This window comes from Botrimarina sp. (assembly GCF_040219535.1).
In the GTDB taxonomy this organism is placed as follows: Bacteria; Planctomycetota; Planctomycetia; order Pirellulales; family Lacipirellulaceae; genus Botrimarina.
This window is the reverse complement of the sequence record NZ_JAVJSH010000012.1, coordinates 102,323-123,963: the sequence shown is the minus strand read 5'-3', so window position 1 is coordinate 123,963 and position 21,641 is coordinate 102,323. Positions and strand designations below refer to the sequence as shown.

The 21,641-nt window shown below is 71.0% G+C and carries 15 protein-coding genes; 8 read left to right on the top strand and 7 right to left on the bottom strand.

Annotation, left to right across the window (positions count from 1 at the left end; translation table 11 throughout):
• Window positions 1-30: 30 nt before the first annotated feature.
• Together RIC11_RS04620 and RIC11_RS04615 are read right to left on the bottom strand one after the other, a co-directional pair.
• Window positions 31-480: a protein tyrosine phosphatase family protein gene (locus tag RIC11_RS04620; RefSeq protein WP_350208821.1), complete on the bottom strand. Its 450-nt coding sequence runs from the start codon at window positions 478-480 to the stop codon at window positions 31-33.
• A 138-nt stretch (window positions 481-618) separates the two neighbouring features.
• Entirely contained in the window at window positions 619-3,300 is a 2,682-nt protein-coding gene (locus tag RIC11_RS04615) for a glycosyl hydrolase (protein WP_350208820.1), read from the bottom strand.
• A 293-nt stretch (window positions 3,301-3,593) separates the two neighbouring features.
• Here RIC11_RS04615 and RIC11_RS04610 point away from each other — a divergent pair, with 293 nt between their 5' ends.
• The 3 genes from RIC11_RS04610 (at window position 3,594) to RIC11_RS04600 (ending at window position 7,071) form a co-directional block, all read left to right on the top strand.
• Window positions 3,594-4,421 (top strand): SAM-dependent methyltransferase, encoded by an 828-nt coding sequence (locus RIC11_RS04610; RefSeq protein ID WP_350208818.1) that lies wholly within the window; start codon window positions 3,594-3,596, stop codon window positions 4,419-4,421.
• 149 nt (window positions 4,422-4,570) lie between these two features.
• A complete protein-coding gene (locus tag RIC11_RS04605) occupies window positions 4,571-5,920 on the top strand; it encodes a hypothetical protein (RefSeq protein WP_350208816.1) in 1,350 nt (449 codons plus the stop codon).
• Window positions 5,917-7,071, top strand: coding sequence for a glycosyltransferase family 4 protein (locus RIC11_RS04600; protein ID WP_350208815.1), 1,155 nt, complete (start codon window positions 5,917-5,919; stop codon window positions 7,069-7,071). The genes RIC11_RS04605 and RIC11_RS04600 overlap by 4 nt, the downstream gene beginning before the upstream one ends.
• Window positions 7,072-7,111: 40 nt before the next feature.
• Here the strand turns inward: RIC11_RS04600 and RIC11_RS04595 are convergent, their stop codons facing one another.
• Together RIC11_RS04595 and RIC11_RS04590 are read right to left on the bottom strand one after the other, a co-directional pair.
• On the bottom strand, window positions 7,112-8,806 hold the full coding sequence (locus RIC11_RS04595; protein WP_350208813.1) for a hypothetical protein: 1,695 nt from the start codon (window positions 8,804-8,806) through the stop codon (window positions 7,112-7,114).
• Between the two features lie 182 nt (window positions 8,807-8,988).
• Window positions 8,989-9,522, bottom strand: coding sequence for a hypothetical protein (locus RIC11_RS04590; protein ID WP_350208811.1), 534 nt, complete (start codon window positions 9,520-9,522; stop codon window positions 8,989-8,991).
• A 1,235-nt stretch (window positions 9,523-10,757) separates the two neighbouring features.
• Here RIC11_RS04590 and RIC11_RS04585 point away from each other — a divergent pair.
• From RIC11_RS04585 to RIC11_RS04570, 4 genes are all read left to right on the top strand, one after another.
• Window positions 10,758-12,323 (top strand): sigma-70 family RNA polymerase sigma factor, encoded by a 1,566-nt coding sequence (locus tag RIC11_RS04585; protein WP_350208809.1) that lies wholly within the window; start codon window positions 10,758-10,760, stop codon window positions 12,321-12,323.
• Between the two features lie 225 nt (window positions 12,324-12,548).
• Window positions 12,549-12,848 (top strand): hypothetical protein, encoded by a 300-nt coding sequence (locus RIC11_RS04580; protein ID WP_350208807.1) that lies wholly within the window; start codon window positions 12,549-12,551, stop codon window positions 12,846-12,848.
• A gap of 212 nt (window positions 12,849-13,060) precedes the next feature.
• Window positions 13,061-14,803, top strand: coding sequence for a DUF3592 domain-containing protein (locus RIC11_RS04575; protein ID WP_350208805.1), 1,743 nt, complete (start codon window positions 13,061-13,063; stop codon window positions 14,801-14,803).
• Window positions 14,804-14,824: 21 nt separating this feature from the next.
• Window positions 14,825-15,715, top strand: coding sequence for an endonuclease/exonuclease/phosphatase family protein (locus RIC11_RS04570; RefSeq protein ID WP_350208803.1), 891 nt, complete (start codon window positions 14,825-14,827; stop codon window positions 15,713-15,715).
• A 115-nt stretch (window positions 15,716-15,830) separates the two neighbouring features.
• Here RIC11_RS04570 and RIC11_RS04565 read toward each other — a convergent pair whose 3' ends face one another.
• The 3 genes from RIC11_RS04565 to RIC11_RS04555 form a co-directional block, all read right to left on the bottom strand.
• Entirely contained in the window at window positions 15,831-17,231 is a 1,401-nt protein-coding gene (locus RIC11_RS04565; RefSeq protein WP_350208801.1) for an OprO/OprP family phosphate-selective porin, read from the bottom strand.
• A 250-nt stretch (window positions 17,232-17,481) separates the two neighbouring features.
• Window positions 17,482-18,828: a DUF697 domain-containing protein gene (locus RIC11_RS04560; RefSeq protein WP_350208800.1), complete on the bottom strand. Its 1,347-nt coding sequence runs from the start codon at window positions 18,826-18,828 to the stop codon at window positions 17,482-17,484.
• Between the two features lie 61 nt (window positions 18,829-18,889).
• A complete protein-coding gene (locus RIC11_RS04555; protein ID WP_350208798.1) occupies window positions 18,890-20,479 on the bottom strand; it encodes a YcjF family protein in 1,590 nt (529 codons plus the stop codon).
• Between the two features lie 120 nt (window positions 20,480-20,599).
• On the opposite strand from RIC11_RS04555, the gene RIC11_RS04550 reads away from it, so the two are divergent.
• On the top strand, window positions 20,600-21,598 hold the full coding sequence (locus tag RIC11_RS04550) for an NADPH:quinone reductase (RefSeq protein ID WP_350208796.1): 999 nt from the start codon (window positions 20,600-20,602) through the stop codon (window positions 21,596-21,598).
• Window positions 21,599-21,641 lie beyond the last annotated feature (43 nt).

Below are 21,641 nucleotides of genomic sequence, written 5' to 3'. Positions count from 1 at the left end.
AGAGGGCGCCTCCCAGAGGTTCGTCGGGCCCTACTGGTGGTGGTTGTCGACGTAGTTCTTGACGACGTCGCGCAGCTCCGGCTGGTCGCACTCGAAGCCCATCTCGTCGGCCTTGTCGAGGGTTTCTTGGCCGCTCATTCCTTGCTTGACCGCGATGTCCATCATCACCATCGCGCCGGCCCGCTTGCCGAGCTTGCAGTGGGCGAACACGGGCTTGGGCAGGTCGTCGAAGCGCTCGCGGAACTCGTCGATCGTCGCGGGGCCCATCGTCTGCATCGAGATCGGGCAGTGTAAGTAGGTGAGGCCGGCCTCTTCGACCAAGTCGCGCTCGGCGAACGGGGAGAGGGGCTGGTCGTCTTCGTTCTCGGTTCGGAAGTTGACGACCGAGCGGAACCCCTCGTCGGCGAGCTTAGCGATCTCTTCCTCGCTGGGCTGCGGCGCGACGGTGATCTCGTCGTTGATCTTCATGCGGCCTGGCATAGCGGGCCTCCTGCTTGGGGAGTGAAACGAGTAGCGTCGCCTTTGAGCTTGCAAACGGCGTACCGGGCCAGGGTCCGATCGACGCCTCCGGCCACGCTTCCTGACGAGGCGGGCAGGGCTGGGCAGGCTGTTGAATCATTAATGGCCTGCGTCGCCGCTGAGCGGCGCGAGCGTCACCGGGCCGCTGAGGCCGAGCGGGCGGACCGGCCAGGCCGACGCGTCGAAGGGGGCATAGTCGATCGTGACCAGGTTGATGTCTTCGAAGATCCGCCACGCGACGCCGCGGCGGTCGAGATCGCGGATCCGGTTCGCGGCGACGCCGGTCACCTCGACCTCGAGCAGGTTGCCCGCGGGCTTCAGCCCCGAGAGGGTCGCCTTGTGGGTCGGCCCGAGGAGGGTCGCCTGTCGCGCGCCGTTGAGGAGCACCCGCGCGCTGCCGTCGACCTCGCCCAGGTCCAGCAGGAAGCGGCTGCCGCCGGCTGGTTTGTCGAATCGGCAAGCGTACACGGCGGTCCCCGCGAACGCGTCGGCGGCCGGGTCGGCCGATTCGGTCCACGGCCGCGGCCGGTCGGTCTCGAACGCCGCGGGGAGCGAGGGTCCCCCTGCGATAAAATCGACCGACCACCCGGTCAGCTCGACCGGCGGGCCCGCCGCGTCGCGGTACGCCCACCCCGGCGCGGGGCTGGCTTCGCGCGCGAAGGTGACTAGCACGGTTTCGCCCGCCTCGAGCTGCAGCCGGACGCGTCGGCGGCCCGCGCCGGCGGGCTCCGCCGCGGCGACGCCGATCGCCCCGGACATCGGCTCCATCAGCACGAGTTGGCCCTCGCCGGCGCGGAGAGTGACGCGTCGGTCGATCGGCTCGCCGGTCTGGTTGGCGATGAGGTAGAGCGGCTGACCCTCGAGCCGCCGACGCAGGAAGTCGAAGCCGGCCTCGCGTAGCTCGGACTCGGCCGAGATGCCCGCCGCCCCGAGCAGCGGGCCCAGGTCACCACCGGTCGGCACGTGGGCGCGGAGTGTCTCTACGGCCGCAGCAAATCGATCTCGCTGGCTTTGCCACGAGGGCCCATCGAGCAGGGCCGCCATGCCCGGTAGGCTGCTCGGCGGATCGCCCCAAACAAGGATCGTCGCGCCCGACGCGGCCAGGTGGGCCAAACGCTCGGCTGTGTCCAGCGGCATCCGCTGGCACTTCGGGACGACGACCGCGGCGTAGCGGGCGCCCGGCGTGGCGATCCGGTCGCCGTCCCACTCGGCCCTCTCGAGCAACCGATCGGAGACATAGTCGAACCCGACGCCAAGCTCCGCGAGCCGCTCGGCCGCTTCGCCAAGCGGGCGGCCCTCCAGCCACTGGTCGGCGTCGTGCACGCGGAGCTCTTGACGCAGGCCATCGGGATTGTGACGCGCATCGGCGATCGGCCAGTAGAGCAGCACGTCCGCGTCGGGCTTGCTCTCCTGCAGCACCGACTGCAGCCGCGTGGTGTACCCGTTCAGCGTGGGCAGGTCTCGCCAGATCGGGTTCTGCGGGTTCAGCTGCGTCGAGGCGTAAAAGAGCCAACCGGGCCATCGGGCGTCGTCCGGCGAGTAGGCCGTGCCGTGGTAGACCACATGGTTCACACCGGCCAGCGCCTGCCGGTCGACGATCTGCTTGACCTGGCCGAGCGTCACGTTGAAGTGCTCGTCGAGCCACGTGGCGGTCTCGGACGACACCAGCCGCTTGCCGGTGACGTTCGCGGCCGAAGCGGCGAATTGCAGCATCCGCGGGTCGGCGTCGCCGCCGTACAGGCGGCCGAAGCTCTCGGTCTCGGGGATGTCGACCGCCGCGTAGAGGTCGAGCCAGTTCGCGGGCGATCCGTGCGACTGGTTGCGGGCGAGCATCCCGAGCCGGTGCGACCAATCGACCCACGCGCCGACGAGGTTCTCCAGCACGAGGTCGTCGAGCGTCAGCCGGTAGTCGTGCTTCACCCGCCCGACTCGGTCCGGATCGCCGACGCCGGCCAGCTCGGGCAAGTAATCTCGGAGCGAATACCCGCGGCGGCGCCGGAACTCGTCGAAGAACTCGGGCTGCCAGTCGCCGGCGTACTCGAACGAATCGTGGAACTGGGCCCGCACGCCCGACAGGTCGCCCGCTCTCGCGGCGAAGCGGTCGAGGAAGTCGGACACCGACCGGCGCGAGAAGGGGTTGATGTTCAGCCCCGCACCGCCCGGGCCGGGCCTTTTGACTCGGTCGCCCGACCAGCGCTGACCGGCCGCGACGACGAGCCATTCCCCCTCGGGCGCGTCCCACTCCAGGCGGCCGTTTTCGATTTTGTCGGTCAGGTCGATCCGCTCGCCCTCGTCCGATCGCGCCGCCGCGGCCTGGGGGGTCACGCCGCGCTGGAACTCGATCGCGACCGGCGCGGGGCCGGTCACACGGGCTTGTTCGAGGACCAGCCGGCGGTTGGCCAGCTCCATCGGCACGCCCGGGCCGCCCATCCGCCAGCCGGAACCCGCGGGCAGATCGACGCCCATGCCGAGCCGCTGAGCCTCGTCGATCGTGTGCCGCAGGGCCGCGCGCCACTCGGGCGACAGGTAGTCGCGGTTGGGGTGGGGCGCGCCCTGCACGCCGTAGATGCAGGTCACCTCGACGCCGCCCAGGCCGACGCGGTGGTACTCCTCGATTAGGCGCGACAGGTTCGCCTGGTCGACCGCCGAGCCGTGCCACCACCAGCGGGTCCACGGGCGCGACTCGGCGGTCGGCTCGGGCCACTCCACGGCGGGGGCCGTGGCGGCGAAGAGGCAAGCCAGCGCGACCGCCGCCGCTGTACGAAGGGGCTTCAGGGCCACGTCCACTCCGGGTCGATCGGTTGCGGGTCCGACGGAGGAGGGTAGATCGGCCTCTGCTGCACGTTGTCGATCATCCGCGGCGCGCCGTCGGGGTCGTTCGTTGTCGCCCAGAGCTCGTAGCCAGGGTTGGCCGCCCGGCGCCGCTACCGGAGGGCGGCGACGACGGGGAGCCGACGCGGGGAACTACCCCGCTAGCCCGTGGTTCGTTGTTCCGATTCTACTGCATCGCCCGCGACCCTAAAGTGCGCCGCTTTTTGCGCCGCCTCGGCGGCCCAAACTCGAAGAACGCTGCTATGGAAGTGCAATCCGGCGACCTGTACGACTACCCGAAGTACTACGACCTCGTGTTCGGCTCCGACTGGAAGGCGGAGCTCGACTTCTTGGAAGGGGGGTTCGCCGAGCACGCGCGGTTGCCGCACGTGCGGCGGTTGCTCGAACCCGCGTGCGGCACGGGGCGGCTGTTGTACCGCTTCGCGAAGATGGGGTACGACGCAGCCGGCAACGACCTGAACGAGAAGGCCGTCGCGTTCTGCAACGCGCGGCTGAAGCGCCACGGGCTGCGCGAGTCGGCCGTGGTGGGCGACATGAGCGACTTCCGCTTGGCGGACTTCAGGCCGGTCGAGGGGGGCCGGGGCGTGAAGCCGTTCGACGCGGCCTTCAACACGATCAACAGCTTCCGTCACCTGCCAAACGAAGCGGCCGCCGAGGCGCACCTGGCCTGCGTGGGCAGCGCGGTCCGCCCCGGCGGGGTCTACGTGCTGGGCCTGCACCTGACGCCCGCGCGTGGCGCGCCGGAGTCGGACGAGGAGTCGTGGTCGGCGCGGCGGGGCGAGCTGTCGGTGGTGTCGCACATGTGGAGCGAGGGGGTCGACCGCCGGCGTCGGGTTGAAACGGTTGGGATGAGTTTTGACGTCTACACGCCCACCCGCTCGTTCCGCTTGGTCAACCGGTCCGGTTTTCGGACTTACACGGCCCGCCAGATGGCCGATCTGATCGACAAGGCGGGGGTCTGGGAGGTCGCCGCCGTGTACGATTTCGCTTACGACCTCGACGCGCCCATCGAGATCGACGGCCGCACCGAGGACGTGGTCTACGTGCTGCGCCGGAAGCCCGCGGTGTAACAACCACGGATCGCAACATCGACACGGGAGGGGCTCGGACGCGGGCGCGTCGCCCGCTCCGCGGCAGGCTCCCCTGTGTCGGAGCGATCCGCGTAACCCATGGTCGCGCCAGCGAGAACCGCAACGCACCAGCACGACGATCGATTGAAGTGAGCGCCACCTTGCCAGCCGCCAGCGACCCTCCCGGAGCGTCCGGCGACACGGCCGACGGGCATGCGGGCGTGCAGGCGTGGAGCGTCTTCTGCGCGTGGGCGGCGGACGAGCTCGGCTTGGTGCTCAAGACCGAGGGCCCCGCTTACCTGCTCGAGGCGCCCCCCGCGGCCGACGACCCGGAGACCCCCCCGCCGCTGCGGCGGAGCTGGTTCCGGCGCCGCGGGGCCGAGGCGGCCCCCGGCGAGGAGGCGCTCCCCGAGCCGCCCCTGGTGACGACCGACGCGCACCGCCTCGTCGACGAGCTGCTGCGCCGGCTGCGCGAGCGGGGCGAGGTCACCCACGCGCGGCCCGAGCGGCAGCCCGAGGCCGTGCACGAGTTGTCGGCGCGGCTGTTCGACGCTTACGAGCTCGACGGCGAGGGCCGCGCGCACCTGGCCGGCTTCCACCTCGACGACACGCCACTGGTGCTGCTGGTGAGCGTCCTCGGCGACGCCACACCGGAAGTCCGGCTGCGTTACTACGACGAGCTCGGCGCGCCGCTCCCCTGGGACGAGGCCACGCCGCTGGGCCTCGACCGCCTGGCGCCGATCGGCGATGCCGCGCCGCGCCTGGACAACGGCCGCCGCGACCGGATGCTCGAGTCGGCCCACCGCGCGGCGCGCGAGGCGGGCGTCGCGCCAATCGACCTGGCGGCGATCGTGTGGGCGAAGCGGGCGTGGGGGCGGATCCGGTTCGACTTCGGCGACCAATCGGTCGACGCGGAGTTCGACGGCTGGGCCCGCACGCTGCGGGCGCCGAAGGTCGTCTGCCCGCTGACGGGCGTCGAGACCTATCACCTGGCGACCGTGCACGGGGGCAAGATCGCCGCGGCGGACCAGATCGCGGTCTGCGCGGTGACCGGCCACCGCCGAGTGCGGTCGGACCTGGAGGCCTGCGCCGCCACCGGCGAGCTGGCCGAGCCGGACGCGCTAGTGGAGTGCCCGGTCACGCTCCAGCGGGTGCTCCCTTCGCAGATCGACCGGTGCCGGCTGTGCGAGCAGCGTGTGAGCCGCCCCGCGTGCCCGGACAACGTGTGCCGCGCGTGCCGCGAAAAGTCGCGGGTGGGCGCGGACGACGAGCGGATCGTGCGGCTGCTCCAAGAGCACCCGGGACTCGCCGGGTGGGGCCACTGGCGGCTCTCGCAGACGCGCGACGTGCTCATCGTCGAGGCGTCGCGGCGGTTGCGGAACGTGCTGCTCGTGCTGCGCCGCGACACGCTCGAGCCGGTCCGCGCGATGGCGTCGCTGCGGGTCGCGTCGAGCTGGCGTCCCCTCTCCCCCGAGCAACAGCAGCGGCTGCTCCGATGACCGACCCCGCGACACGAAGCCTGTTGATCAACGCGCTGTCGGTCGGCACCGGCGGCGGCTACACCGTCGCGCGCGAGGTCGCCCGCCACATCGCGCTGGCGCGGCCGGGTTGGCGGGTCACGGTCGCCGCGATCCGCGACCACAAGCTGCAGTCGGAGTTCGACGCGGAGGCCTGGCCCGACAACGTCGAGCTGCTGTGGACCCCCGCGCGCAACGCCGACCCGCGTGTGCGCGCCCGCTACGAACGGACCGAGCTGGCCGAGGGGATCGGCGAGGCGGGCTACGACGCCGTTCTGCAGCTCAACGGCATGGTCATCCCGGGGCTGAGCGTGCCGACCTTCGCCCACTTCCAAGACCCGTTCCCCTACCGCCCCGAGGCGTGGACCACGTTCAAGGAGCGCGTGGCGGCTTGGCTGAAGCGCCGCGCTCACCGCCGCGCGCTCAAGACAGCCGCCGTGTGCGGGTGGACGAGCCGCTACCTCGAACAGCTGATCACCGCGCGCCTGGGAGTGCGGCCCAAAGAATCGATCGTGTTCTACAACGGCGTGCCGGACGAGTGGGTCGAGCGCGCCAGCGGCGAGCTGCCGGGCTGGTCGAGCCGGCCGATGACGATGGTCACCGTCAGCAACGTGTGGCCCTACAAGCGGCAGTCGCTGGTCATCGAAGCGCTGCCCAAGCTGCGCCACACGCCCGGCCTGGAGGGCCTCGAGTACCACATCCTCGGCGCGGGCCCGGACGACTACTTGCAAGAGCTGCGCGACCTGGCCACGCGGCTCGGCGTGGGCGACGCCGTGCACGTCGAGGGGCGTGTCAGCGACGCGCGGGTCGAAGAGGCCCTGGCCTCTGCGCGGGTGATGCCGCTGATGAGCCTGTGCGAGTCGTTCGGCATCCCGACCATCGAGGCGATGGCCTACGGCACGCCGGTGGTGGTGGCCGACTGCTGCGCGTTGCCGGAGGTCTGCGGCGACGGCGCCCTGGTCACGCCCGTCGACGACGCCGACGCCCTCGCCGACACCCTGCGCCGCGTGCTGACCGACGAGGGGCTCGTCGATCAGCTACGCAGCGCGGGGGCCGCAAGGGTCGCGCGTTTTCGGTGGCGAGAGATCGGCGCGCGGATGGCGGACACGCTCGACCGGGTGATCGGCGGCTGACGCCCACGCGCGTCAACTCTGCGGTTCGGCAGGGCGGCGCTCAGCGACTCGTGCCGCCGGCCCCGGCGCCGCCGGCCGCGCCCGTTCCACCGGAGGCCCCGCTAGTCCCGCCCGCTCCGCCGACGCCACTGGGCGAGGGAGAGCCGGGCCCGGTACCCGGCGCGGCGGGGTTCTGGCCGCCAGCGCCACGCCCGAGGCCGCCCTGGCCGGCCGCGCCGCGGTTCATCTGCCCCGCGTTGAGCGCGCCGCGGTACTGCTGCAAACGCGCCCGCTGCTGCGCCGACAGCGACGCGCCGCGCGACACCGCCGACTGCAACCGGCTGAACTCGTCGCTGCGGAGGCGCTGCATCGCCTGATTGAGTCGCTGGCCTTCGCCCCCGCCGAGAGCCCCCCCCGCGCCCGACAAGCGGTCCAGAGCGTTGAGGCGTCGCTGCTGGGCGGCGCTCAGGCCGCCGCCGCCGCGGGCCGCTTGCAGCCGCAGGTACTCCTGCTGCAGTTGGCTGAGCCGGCTGCCGCGCTCTCCCGACGGCGACGCGCCCGGCACGTTGTTGGCGCCCGAAGCCGTGCCGCCGCCGAACGTGCCGTCGGCCAAACCGTAGCTATCGTCGACATTGCCGGATTGGTCGACCACGCCGCGGCCGCCGGTCGGTTGGTTGGTCCCGAGGTTGCCGGCGCCGGTGCCCAGGGCGCCGTTGGCTGCGCCGACCCCGTACCCGAGGCCGCCGTAGCCCAAGCCGAGGCCGTAAACGCCGCCGAAGCCGCCGCCGTAGACCCTCGTGTCGAGGTCGTAAAAGCGCTGGCGTTCCGCTTCGGAAAGCTCGCCGGAAAGAGCCCTCTCTTGCAAGCGAATCAGCTCTTCTAACTCTTCGGTCTTCGCCGCTCGGATCGGGCCGCGTTGCGTCGCTTTCTCCGCCATCTCCTCGATGCGTGCCTCCTTCTGCCGCTCTTGGCCACGGTCCTGGAGCTCTTGCATCTCCTCGGGCGTGCGTCCGGCAGCGGCGATCGTGGTCTCGATGCGGCGGCCTTGCAGCCGGGCGGCTTGCTCCGAGTCGCGCGGCGCGGACGAGCCCTGTGGCGCGGACGGCCGGCGAGCCTCGTCGCGCGTCGACCGAGCGACGCGGTCGCGGTCCGCTTCGCGCTGCGCGGCGTTGGCTTCACGTTGGGCGATGCGGGGATCGGTCGGCTCAGCTTGGCCCTGCGGGTCTTGTTCTTGCTGGTCGCCGGGGGTCTCGGGGTCGGCGGCGGGTTGCCCGTCGGGCCGCAGCACGACGATCGGGATTTCATCGCCCTCGTAGGTCTCCTCGGCGACCTGCACCACGCCCTCGATGAACGTGGCGTAGTCCGTGTCGGACACGCCGGCGAACTTCATCAAGTAGTCGCCCTTGCGTACGCCTGCTTCCCAAGCCGGGGAGGAGCGGAACACGTCGTCGATGTACGGGTGGTTGCTGTCCTTTTTGCGGAGCGTCATGCCGAGCACGCGGGTCACGTCCTCGGTAAGGGGGCCTTCGCCAGGCGGCTCGGCCGTCGGCGGCGCGAGCGTTTCGGCGCCGAGGGGGGGCCCAGCCGGGCGGGCGGTGGGATCCGCGGGGCCGCTGAGAGGAGGCGTTGGCTTGATCAGGTCGTCGAACCCGCTTGGGGTCGAACCTTCCAGCGGCCGCGGCTGAACGGCGGGCGGCCGATCTGGCTGCTGCGCGAACAACGACGGGCCCGTCGCGAGGAACAGTCCCGCGACCATGGTGAGGACAAGATGCGTCCGTCCGAATGACGGCAAGTGCTTTGCCAGCATGGAATTGCCTCTGTCTGCTGGGGTGGAAGAACCGTCGACCGCAAAAGCCGACGTCCCCCAAGAGACGCACAACGGGCGCCAAGGAGCCCCGCGCGATGGCCCGGCCGACTTTATAGCGGCGGAGCGCTGACTTATCGCCGCAAAGTGAAGTAGCCGGCGATCCCCAACATGGCCGCCACGGCTGCGGCGGCCAGCAACACCGTCTGCAAGATGCGGCTCTGCTGGATCTGTTGATTGAGCGCCTGATCGGCGGGAGATTCCGCCTTGCTGAGGCCTTGCTCGGCGAGCGGCTCGTAGATGAACGTCTGCATCCGCCAGAGGTCGGCCGGGGACATCTGGTCGATCTTCTGCTCGACGAACACCTGCCGCTGCTCGGGGCTGAACGGCTCGGGGGGCGCGGGTTCGTTGGCCGCCATCCATCCCGCGCCGGCCGCGAGCCCGGCCGCCACCACCAGTGCGCCGGTAAGCAGGCCCGCCCCGGCGTTCCAACCGCCGCCGCGCGCGGCCGGATCTTCCTCCGCCGGCGGCAGGCGACGCAGCTCGCCGAGGGTGGGCACGTCGAGCTCGGCGCCGCACGCGCCGCAGTGGGCGCGGCCGCCGGCTTGGCTCGGGCCGATCGGGACCGACGCGCCGCAGCGGCAGGGGAGGAGGTGTCGTGAGCTCAAGGCGAACGGCGGCGGGGGGGCGGTGACGGGTCGGCTCGATCGGCCGCCGGGCTTCGCCCAGCAGGCGAGGCGGGGGGCGCCGAAGTAAGAGCGACCGATTGTCGGGCCTTTCGACGCTGGCGCCAAGCTGCCTGGGGGGCGTGGCAAGGGGCCTTGTTTTCGGCCGCGAACCACTAGACCGCCGGTGAGCGGCAAATAAGATTGCCCGATCGACCGAGCGGCGCTGGGCCGAGCGGGCCCTGGACACCTTCGGCCTGGGCGAGCGCGAGGAGGTCAGCGCGGTGCGGCGCCGGTTGGGATAATACAGCTGAGGCGATGGCTGAGGCGATGTAGCTCAGGGTTGTGCGTCGCTGAGGGCCGCGCCGCCAGAGGCCGCGCTGCGGCGAGTGGGGCCGTCGTCGTTCCGCTAGCAGGCAAAGACTGCCTAGGCGCAAACGATTAGCAAATAGTGCGGCATCTCGCCGGGCGTGCTTAGTCGGGGTAAACTTCCCTACCGAACAACCACGTTGTCATACGGGAGCGAAAACGAAGTCGCGGAGCAGCGAGTGCTCAGGAAGGGCACAGGCGCTTAGGGACGGGCACAGGCTGGCTACACGGCGGTGAACCGCCAGCGGCCGGTCGGGTCGACGCAAGTCGGCCAGGCGAGACAACCCTTCTTGTTCAATAGATCGGCCGCCGGCGAGGCGCTCCCTCGACCCCACCGGCCGTCGCCCCGAACAAGAGACAACCAACCACACAGGCGGCCGGCGGGTTTGGCTGGCGCCGTGATCGGGGAGGTTGCCGCCATTGGACGGTTGAGAGTCGTGACGCGTCGCAGCCGAGCCCCACAGGACGAAGTGTCCTAACTGCCGCGCCGGCCGCCCCCCGCGGGGAGCCGCCTGCTAGAGCAGCACAACAGGGGAAGCTCGTGTGGGGCGCCGCACATGGCAAACCGGTTCCTGACAATTGGCGTCCCGAAGAGCGCCAAATCGCCACCGCGGGTGGCCATAATGCTTACCGAAGTTGTGGCGGCGCGACAACGCGTCGAGCGACACGCTGAGCAGACACGCTGAGCACAAGTTGCGCCGCCCAGCCGCTGGCTGTGGGGCGCCGCAGACGGTGGGGCGCCGCGGGCGTTGGCATTAGGCGGGCGCGGCAGGATAGAGAGAGACCCAGCGGGGGCAGCCGGCGAGCGGAGGAGCTCGCCAGACGCGGCCCCGGCCATCATTTCGAGACACGCGTAGGAGCACCGAGCTTTGTACGACGCTCTGATCGACAACGACCTGGACGATTCCGTTGGCGCTGATCTGGCGGGCGGCCGTCGCGGCCGTGGCGAAGACGACGGCGACGACGACGCCATCGTGCGATCGGCGGTGACCGCCGGCGCCGGCCGCGAATCGGACGAAGACGACGACGAGGGCGCAACGCTCTTCGACGCCGACGCCAGCGACTCTTGGTCCGACGACCCGGTCCGCATGTACCTGACGCAGATGGGCGAGATCCCGCTGCTCACGCGCAAGGAGGAGATTTGCCTCGCGCGGCGGATCGAGGTCACCCGCACCGCGTTCCGCCGCAAGCTGCTCGCGTGCGACTACGTGATGCGCGCCGCGTTCAAGACACTCGACCGCGTGCACAAGGGCGAGCTGCCGTTCGACCGCACGGTGCAGGTCAGCGTGACCGACCGCCTGGAGAAGGAGCAGATCCTCGGCCGCCTGCCGCACAACCTGCGGACCCTGGCCGTGCTGCTGGACCAGAACGCGGACGACTACCGCCTGGCGACCAGCAAGTCGGCCCCGGCCAAGGCGCGGCAGGACGCGTGGCGCCGGCTCGGGCGGCGGCGTTGCCGCGCGGTGAAGCTGATCGAGGAGCTCGGCCTCCGCACGCAGCGGATCGAGCCGATGATCACCGAGCTGCGCAAGCTGCAGCGGCGCGTCGATCAGCTGCAGGCCGAGATGGCCCAGATGAAGAAGAACCGCCGCCCGATGTCCGAGCGGAAGCCGGTCATCCAAGAGTACCGCAGCATCCTGCGGAGCCTGCAAGAGACCCCGACCAGCCTGCGGAACCGCGTGCGGCAGCTGCGCCGCGTTCACGCGGAGTACCAGCGGGCGAAGCGGGGCCTGTCCGAGGGCAACCTGCGGCTGGTCGTGTCGATCGCCAAGAAGTACCGCAACCGCGGCCTGTCGTTCCTGGACCTGATCCAAGAGGGCAACGCGGGCCTGATGCGGGCGGTCGACAAGTTCGAGTACCGCCGCGGCTTCAAGTTCTGCACGTACGCCACGTGGTGGATCCGCCAGGCGATCACCCGCGCGGTGGCCGACCAGAGCCGCACGATCCGCATCCCGGTCCACATGGTCGAGACCATGAGCCGCGTGCGCAACGTCAGCCGCATGCTGCTGCAGCGCCTGGGCCGCGAGCCGACGCTCGAAGAGACCGCCAAGGCGGCCGACTGCACGATCGACGAGGCCCGCCGCGTTCTTGCGATGAGCCGCTACCCGATCAGCCTCGACCGCCCGGTGGGCAACAGCGAGGACAGCCAGTTCGGCGACCTGCTGCCGGACAACGGCGCGGAGAGCCCCTCGGTCGGCGCCGCTCAAGAGATGCTCCGCGGCCGCATCCACGACGTGCTGAAGACCCTCTCCTACCGCGAGCGCGAGATCATCAAACTCCGCTACGGCCTGGGCGACGGCTACAGCTACACGCTGGAGGAGGTCGGCCACATCTTCAAGGTGACCCGCGAGCGGATCCGCCAGATCGAAGCCAAGGCCGTCCGCAAGCTCCAGCAACCGAGCCGCTCCGCCGAGCTGGTTGGGTTCCTCGACTGAAACACGACGTGCCGAAGCACCCGAACAAGCATATCCGCGCCGCGATTGAGCACGCGGAACAGTCGGGATGGCGATTCGAAAAAGCAGGGCCCCGGGCGCATAGCTTCGGGGCCCTTTTTTGCGCTTATACTGGCAGAGGGGGCTGCGTGATTCAGGTCTACAGCACGCCCCGCAGCCCAGAGAACCACGCCCGCTGGGTCCGTCGTCAAGTCGATCGCTGCCCCCATGCCGCCAGCTAAAACGCCCGACATGCCCACCTACGAGTTCGAGGTTATCCTTGCCCACGCCGGCGAAGTCGACACGGCGATGGCCGACCGGCTCTACGAGTCGGGTTGCGACGACGGCACGCTCTCTTCGAGCGATGGGATCGTGTCTGTCGGCTTCGCGCGCGAGGCGGACAGCCTGGAGGAGGCGGTCCGGTCGGCGATCGGCGACCTTTCCAGCGCCGGCGTTGTGGTGGTCCGCGTTGAGCCGACCGACCGGTCGGTCTACTCGCAGATCAACCGTGAGCTAACGCAACGCTGAGCCGACCGTGGGGGCGCCGGCCAACCTCTTCTCGATCCGCGGCTGTCCGCGCTCTATTCTTTTCCGGAGCGGTGACCCGGCGGCGCCCGGCGCCTGCCAATATTTCCTGCGCGGCCCCAAGAATCGCCGCGTCGCAGCGAACGGCACCTAGTCCCCCGCTCTAGTCGCCCCAGGACCGCCCGATCGCCCGCCCGAAGCCCAACCAGATCGGCGTGGTCGGCTACGGCTGCGCCGCGCTGTTCGCGCTCCCGTTCGCGGCGGTCGCCGCGTGGATGGCGTGGTCGCTGGCGGCGACCGTTTGGACTTACTACGACTCCCAGTCGTGGCGCCGGGCGGACGCCGAGGTGGTTTCGACCGAGCTGCTGCGGACCTCGACCGACGGCGGCGTCAGCTACCGGGTCGAGGCCGAGTATCGCTACGAGGTCGACGGCCAGACGTACACCGGCGACCGGGTGTCGCTCGCTTCGGCTTTCGAGTCGGATTCGTTCGCACGGCGGCTGCACGAACGGCTCGAGTCGGCCAAGGCGGCGGGCAAAACGGTCACCGTGTGGGTCGACCCGGAGTCGCCTGAGCGGGCGCTCATCGATCGCGATCTGCGGTGGCGCGTCGTGGTGTTTCACTTGCCATTCGTGATCTGCTTTGGGCTTTTCGGCTTTGGTCTCCTTGGTGGGCTCGTGTACGTGCGTCGCAAGGAGCGGCGCGACGCGCGGCGGCTTGCGCGCCAGCCGGGCGAGCCGTGGCGCATGCGTGCCGATTGGGAAACCGGCGTGATCCGCTCGTCCGACGCGTCGGCGATCGCCGCGCCGGCGATCTTCGCGACCTTCTGGAACGGCCTCACCGTCCCGATGGCGGTCGTCGCTTCGCAGGACGACACGCTCGAGTGGTGGGCCAAGGCCTTCCTCGGCTTGTTCGTGCTCATCGGCGCCGTGATGGCCGGCTTTGCGCTTTACCGGGTCGCGCGGTACCTGCGGCACGGCGCGTCGGTGCTGCGCTTGGCCAACACGCCCGGCGTGGTCGGCGGCGAGCTCGCCGGCGTGGTGCTCGCGCCGGCCGGGCTGCGGCAAGGGGCCGAGTTCCGGGTGAAGCTCGCTTGCCTGCAAACCCGCCGCGAGCGCGACAGCGACGGCGAGACCCGCGTGCTCGTTCCGGTCTGGGAAGACGAGCGCCTCGTCGAGCGTACGCTGCACGACCCCAGCGGGAAGGCCGGCGTGCCGCTGCGGTTCACGATCCCCTCCGACGCACTGCCCAGCGCGCCCGACGCCGACCTGCCGGTCGTGTGGCGGCTGAGCGTGGCCGCCCAGGCGGACGGCCCGGATTACCTGGCGGAGTTCGACGTGCCGGTCTACCGCACGCCCGACTCGCGCGAGGGGGTGGTCGCCGACGGCGCGCCGCTGACCGAGTACGAGACCCGCGAGACGCTGGCCGCGCGCCTGGCGCGCGAGGGGATCCGGTGCGACGAGGGCGCCGGCGCCCACTCGCTGAGGCTCGTGTGCCCGCCGGGGCGGAGCTGGAAGTCGGCCCTCGCGGTGTTCGCGGTCGGGGTGGTGTTCCTCGGCGTCGGGGTCGGCGTGGGGCTGATGGTCGACGAGTGGGTCAGGTGGGTCATCGCGCCGACGTTCGGCCTGTTGGGCGCGGCGGTCGCGTTCTGCGGGATCGGCCTGGGCCTCGGCTGCAGCGAGGTCCGCATCGACGGCGACGACTGGCTGGTCCGCTCCGGCTGGTACGGGCTGCGGGGCGCCGGCGTGGCGCTGCGCGGCGAGGACATCCGCCGCATCGGTGTCGAGCAAGCGATGAGCGAGTCGGGCGGATCCAGCGCGGCCAAAAAATGGAATCACGTGGTCGCCACCTTGAAAGACGGCCGCAAGCTGACGCTCGTGCGTTATCTTCTAAGCCGCTCGACCGAGCGTGAGCTGCTGGAAGAACTCCGCCGCCGCGCCGGCGGCCGCGCCGAATAGAGACCCCACCGAGGACCCGCCATGCGCCTGCTCGCCTGCCTGCTTCTCTTGAACCTCGTCGCGAGCGCCATGGGCGCCGACACGATCAGCGTGATGTGCTTCAACCTCCGCGGCGACTTCGACGGCGGCGTGGCCACCGACAAGCCGGACGGGTGGCTGCAGAAGTCCGGCGCGCACCGCCGCGACCTAGCGCTGAACGTGGTGCGCGACGCGGACCCCGACCTGCTCGGCGTGCAAGAGGCCTACCGCAACCAGATCGAGGAACTCGACGCCGCGCTGCCCGGCCACGCCTTCTACGGCGTGGGACGCGAGGACGGCGCCGAGGAGGGCGAGCACTCGGCGATCTACTACCGCCGCGAGCGCTTCGAGCCGCTCGACAGCGGCACGCTCTGGCTCAGCAACACGCCCGACAAGCCGAGCCTGTACCCCGGCGCGGCGTGCCGGCGGATCGCCTCCTGGGTCGTGCTGCGCGACAAAGCCCAGGCCGCGTCGCGCGACGGGGGCTCGCCCCTCGGCGAGTTGCTGGTCTTGAACACCCACTGGGACCACGTGAGCGACGAGGCCCGGCGGCACTCGGGCGCAATGATCGCCGAGCGCCTGCCGGAACTGGCCGAGGGCCGCGCGGCGATCGTGATGGGCGACCTCAACGCGACGGAGGAGACCCCCGCGCTGGCCGCGCTACGCGACGGCCCCGTGCCGCTGGTTGACAGCTACCGCGCGGCCCACCCCCAGCGAAACGACGACGAGCGGACCTTCCACGGGTTCCGCGGCGGCGACCAGGGCTCGCGGATCGACTTCATCCTGCACAGCGACCGGCTGAAGACCACCGGCGCCGAGATCCTCCGCACCGACGACGACGGCGTCTACCCGTCGGACCACTACCCGGTCACCGCCGAGCTGGCGCCGCGGTGAGGCGATCAGCCGATCGACGGCGTGCCGATTGCAGAGCCGCGACCGTCAGGGAGCGACCGAACCGCTTTAGCGCCCCGTCGGTCGAAGGACTCGCCCCGTTCTCGATTCGCTGCGCTCAGAAATCGACCGCGAAGCGCATGCCGAGGATCTCGTAATCGCCAAAGGCCGGCGCGCCGGGCGGCGCGTTGGCCCCGTTGTCGTTGATCTGGCCGTTGATGTAGTTGAACTGGAGCTTCGCGTAGGGGGTCCAGTGCCAGTTGAGGGCGGCCGTGAGGGCTTGGCCGTCGCCGCCGCGGATGTCGCCGTCGGCCAAGTCGAGGTACGACCACCGCAACGCGACCTGCCACGCGCCGAGGCCCTTCTTCACGCCGCAGCGGGTGTCGACCAGGTAGAAGTTCTCGTTGGGCACAACCCGCTCGATGAGGCCCAGCTCGCGGTCCCACGGGATGTGCTCGCCGGTGAGGAAGTAAGACACGTAGCCGTACGCGCCGTGGAAGTGGACGGTGTCGCCGCCTAAGCGGCGGACCTCGACCGACTGCTGCTCGGAAACGAGCTGCAGCGGCCCCACGTTGAGCACCTGCTCGAGGCCCACGAGGGTGTAGTCGGTCGCGTCGGCGATCACGCCGGTGTCTAGCCAGCGGAGGGTGGTGCGGGCCTCGGGTCGGGTGCGGAAATTGGCTTCGTTGATGCCCGAGCCGGCGTAGTTGTTGGTGGCGGCGCCCTGGTCGGTGTCGGCCCAAGTGCCGGAGACCGCCGCGTGGCAGAAGTCGCGCCCGTCGCGCGCCCACCACACGACGCTGGCGAGCCGGCCGGCGATCTGGCCCTGCCAGTGGTCGCTGATGTAGGCCCCCTCGTCTTGGACCAGGCGCTGGTTGAACACGCCGTAGCGCCAGTTGAAGACCTCGTCGTCCGACACGCCGTACGACTGGACTCCGAGGCGCCGCGCGTCTTGGTTGAAGGCCTCGATCACGAAAGGCCGCTCGATGAACACGTTGTAGCGGCTGCTGTTGAGGTGGTCCAAGCCGTAGGGGCGTTTCTGGTTGCCGATGAGCAGTGTCTGCAGAACGGGCAGGTCGACCCAGCCGAGGTAGGCGTCGCGGAACTCGACGTCGCTGCCGCCGGCGAACTCGATCTCGAGCTTGTAGAGCATGTCCTGCGCAAGGTCGCCGGACGCTTGCAGCCGCATGCGGCGGAACCCAATCCGGTCCTGCGGCGTGGTGTCCTCGTCGCCGGTGGCGAAGCCGTTCACGCCGGGGCTCGAGCTGGGATAGCCCCACACGTCGAGGTGGATCCGGCCGCTGAGCTCCGACTGCACGCCGGTGTGGCCGTTGAGCACGCGGAGGTTCAGGGCGTCGTCGAGTTCGTCGCTGAGTTCGTCGCCGGGGCCTTCGTCGAATTCCTCTTGCAGCTGCAGCTGCGAGTCGGCCAGCCGCCTTTGTTCGACTTCTAGTGCCGCCAAACGTTCGACGATCGACGGCTCGCCCGCCACGTCGGACGACCCTTGGGCGTAAGCCATCGGCGCCACGAGGGCGAGCGCGACGGCGGCTAGCAAGCTTCGTATCAAAGTCGACCCACCACCCGCGCCAGCAGTGCACGCGCCGACTGCTTCGGCGCGGCGGACCCCCCCCCTGTCAAACCCTGCGGCTTGTAACGGTCGGATCGACCCGAGGGGGCGGCGGGCTTTCGCCGTTCGCGCCATTCGGCTCAAGAAGAGGCCGTTTGCCGCAGCCGAGTGCGTGGGGCGATTGGTAGCGGCGCCGTCGGCTCTACTCGGCGCGGCTGGCTTTGCTGCCGTGGCGGTTGCGGGCGAGCTTCTGGCGGATCTCGCCTTTGAGCCGCGCGACGACCGACGCCTTGTCGGTGTTTTCGAGGATCCGGGCGACGATTCGCTTGGGGCCCCCTTCGCCCCAGCTGGCGCCCTGCTCGAAGTACGCACGGGCCGCTTGGCCGACGAGGTAGCTGCCGTAGCCGGCCGCGGCGCCTTGGGGGAGTGCGGTGAAGAGCGTGCTGCCGCTGAAGGTGACCCCCTTGAGCAGCGAGGAGCCGAGGCTGACGGCCGCCTCGCCGAGCATCAGCCAGCCGGCCGCCTTGAGGATAGCGGCGACCAGCTCGCGCGCGTTGTCGGTCGACACGCCGAAGCCGTACACCGCGCCGAGGCTGGCGACCATGCCGACGTCGACGGCGACGCCGCCGGCCACGTCGGCCACGGCCCACGGGTTGAGCGCGACGGCCAGCGCTTTCGCGCTGGCGAAGCTCCACACGACCTGGTCGGCCCGCGCGGAGCGCATGCGGACGCGCAGCGCGGCCACGCGGTCGCTGCGGTCGGCGGTGTACATCGCCGCGTTGAGCGCGACGAGGGCCTTGCCCTCGTCGACCAGCAGCTCGAGCACGCGCACGCGGACCGCCTCGACGTCGGCGGGCGGTTTGCGCCACTCGCTGCGGGTCGAGCCGTCGGCCGACTCGATCAGGTACTCGACCTCGCGCGGGTCGGCCGACGCGAACACGATGTTCTCCGGCCCGCCGACCAGCTTGGTCACGCGGGGCTGGTGGAGCGACTCGCGGAGCTCCTCTAGCTGGGCGGGCGTGTAGAGGTCTTTCTTGTTGACGACCACCAGCACCGGCTTGTGCAGCGCCGCGACCAGCCGCAGCGCGGAGAACTCGGTCTCGTTGAGGTCGCCGTCGGTGACCAGCAGCACGAGGTCGGCGCGCTCGGCCGCGTCGCGCGCCATGTCGGCCCGGGCCGCGCCCTCGACCTCGTTGAGGCCGGGCGTGTCGACGAGCACCAGCTCCGACTCGCCCAGGCCCGGCGCCTTGGTGGCGGGCGCCGACCAGCCGACGCGCCAGACCTCCTTGGTCCAGCCGCCGCGCACGCTCACGCCGGCCGACTCGCCGCCGGCCAGCGCGTTGATCAGCGCGCTCTTGCCGGTGCTGATCTCGCCGAACACGGCGATCTCGACCCGCTCGTGCCGCAGCTTCTCCGCCAGGTCGCGCAGCTCGCGCAGCTCGGCCACCAACGCGGCGCGTTCCGCGGGGTCGCAGCCCTCGATCTGCGCAATCGAGCGCTCGACGCCGGCCAGCGCTTCTTCGAGGTCGGAGTCGGGCGAGTCGGTCATCGTGGTTAGCAAGTCGAGCGGTCGTCGCCGCTTCGTTCTATCGGTCGGGGGGCGAAGGCTGTCACCGCTTGGGGTTGTACGCGTCGGCGCCCTGCGTCGGCTCCAGCTTTTCGCGGCCGCGGGTCACCAGCTTCCGCAATTCTTCGGCGCGGGTCACGGCCGCCCACTCGGTGCGGGCCAGCTCCGCGAGGCCCCCCGGCGGGGGCTTCATGCCCGCGCGGAAGTAGGCCTTGAACACGCGGCCGATCCACCGCGCGACCAGCGCCTGAACCGCCCCCTGCAGCAGCCCCCCCGCGATCCAGCCCACGCCGGGCACGGTCTTCAGCAGCGAGGCGATCGCCGTGCCGAGGGCCGGCGCGGCGGCCGACGCGCCGAGCATCGCGACGAGGTTCTTGCCGAGCTGGGCGAGCATCTCGACGACGGTGTCGGCGTCGACGGGCTGTTTGTACACGGCGGCCAGGTCGAGCGTCATCTTGACGAGCACGCCGCTGCCGATCGCCAGGTCCAACAGCGGCACCGGGTTGGCCGCCGCCGCGCCGCCCGCGGCCCACATGTACCGGTCGATGACGCGGTCGGCCTCCGCGTCGAGGGCGGCCAGCACGCGGTCCTTGGCGTCGTCGACCAGGCCGCGCGACTGCAGCAGCAGGTTGGCCAGCAGCAGGTCGCCCCCCTCGCGGCGCACGATCGCCGTCAGGCGGTCGGCCAGCGGCGAGATGTCCGGCGGCACGGTCGCCGTGCCGTGGGTCTCCACCCCGTCCGGCGCGACCCGCACCACGGGGCGCTCGGTCGGCCGCGACCGCACGGCGACCACGTCGTCGCCGCGCACGAACGCCGCGGTTTGCTCCCGGAGCTGGTCGAGCAGGTCGTCGCGCGACCGCGGGTCGTACCAGTCTTCCTTGTTCAAGCAAACCAGGACCCGCTTCTCCATCCCGGCCAGGCGCTCGAGCAGGTCGTGCTCGTACTCCTTCAGCGGACCGTCGACGACGAAGAGCACGAGGTCGGCGTCGCGCGCGGCCTCGGCGGCGATCGCCCCGCGCCCCTGCCCCTGGACCTCGGCCAGGCCGGGCGTGTCGATCAGCGACACGCTGTCCGAGTCGGGCCACGGGACGCTTTGCTCGGCCTTGGTCGTGCCCCCCACCACGTTCGACTGGAACGCCTCGCGGCCGGCCAGCGCGTTGAGCAGCGAGCTCTTTCCGCTGGAGATCGTGCCGAACGCGACGATCTCTAATCGCTTCGTTTTGTGCTTCGATTCCAGTTCGGCGATCGCCCGCTCGACCTCTTCGCGCAGCGCGGAGGTCGGCTCGAGGCCGCTGGCGTAGTCGCGGCTGCTCTGGATGTTCTCGCCGAGCTCGGTCGACAGGTCCCGCTTCGAGAGCTGGCTCGGGTTCTTCACGCGCCGGGCGTCGCGGCGGGCGCGGCCGGCCGTGTTCCGCCACAGCCGCCAGGCGCCCCACGCGGCCAACCCCACGAGCACCACGCCGCCGAGCGAGACGATCCCCAAGTACACGGCCGCCCACGTCTCGCCGGCTTCTTTCGCGGAGCGGTAGCCGTCGGCCACCTTCGGGGGCACGGTCACCAGCACGTAGCCGAGCGCCGCTAGTGCGACGACCGCCAGCAACCCACGGCTAGGCTTGGTTCGGAACAAACGCAATGCGGCGGCGGGCGAAGGGGGGCGGGCAGCGGGCGGGGCGCCCGCAGTAAGATCGCTTGCGGGGCGGTATTCTTGCCAGGGTATCCCGCCGAGCTCACCAGGTCTCCCGAGGGTCTCCCCATGCGAGCCGCGTACGTCGAACACCCGGGCCCCCCCGAGAGCCTACAAATCGGTGACCTCCCCCGCCCCGAGCCCGGGCCGGGGCAGTGCCTCGTGCGGGTGACAGTGTCGGCGGTCAATCCGATCGACACCTACGTCCGCAGCGGCGCGGTCGCGATGGACCTCCCTTCGCCCTACGTGCCGGGCTGCGACCTGGCCGGCGTGGTCGAGGCCGTCGGCAGCGGCGTGTCGCGCCTGCGGCCGGGGGACCGGGTTTGGGGTTCGAACCAGGGGCTGCTTGGGCGGCAGGGCACGCTCTGCGAATACGCAGCGGTCGACGCCGACTGGCTCTACCCGACCCCCGACGCGATCGCCGACCAAACCGCTGCGGCCGGCGCGCTGGTGGGCATTACGGCCCACCTGGGCTTGGTCCGGGAGGCGCGGCTCCAGCCGGGCGAGACGATCCTCGTGGTGGGCGGCTCGGGGGGCGTCGGCTCGGCGGTGGTGCAGCTCGCCAAGGCGCTCGGCGCGCGGGTGATCGCTACGGCCGGCGGGCCGGACAAGGCGGCTGCCGCCCGCGACGCGGGCGCCGATGTGGTCGTTGATTACGAAGCGACAGACATGAGCCACGCGATCTCCGAGGCCGCGCCGCACGGGGTCGACGTGTGGTGGGACACCCGCCGCGCGCCGGACCTGGACCAAGCGATCGGCCTCTGTGCGCCGCGCGGCCGCGTGATCCTGATGGCCGGCCGCGACGCCCGCCCCGCGCTGCCGGTCGGCGCTTTCTACACCAAGGAGTGCCGGTTGCTGGGCTTCGTGATGTTCAAGGCGAGCCCCGAGGAGCAACGCGCGGCGGCCGACGACCTGTGCCGGTGGCTCGCGTCGGGCGAGTACCGGCCGCGGGTCGCCGAGAGCTTCACCCTCGAAGAAGCCGCCGAAGCCCACGCGCTGCAAGAATCGGCGACCGTCCACCGCACGGCGGACCTGGCCGGGAAGATCGTGGTGCGGGTGGGGGAGTGAGTTAGGGGTGAGGGATGAGGGATGAGGGGTGAGGGACGGGGGA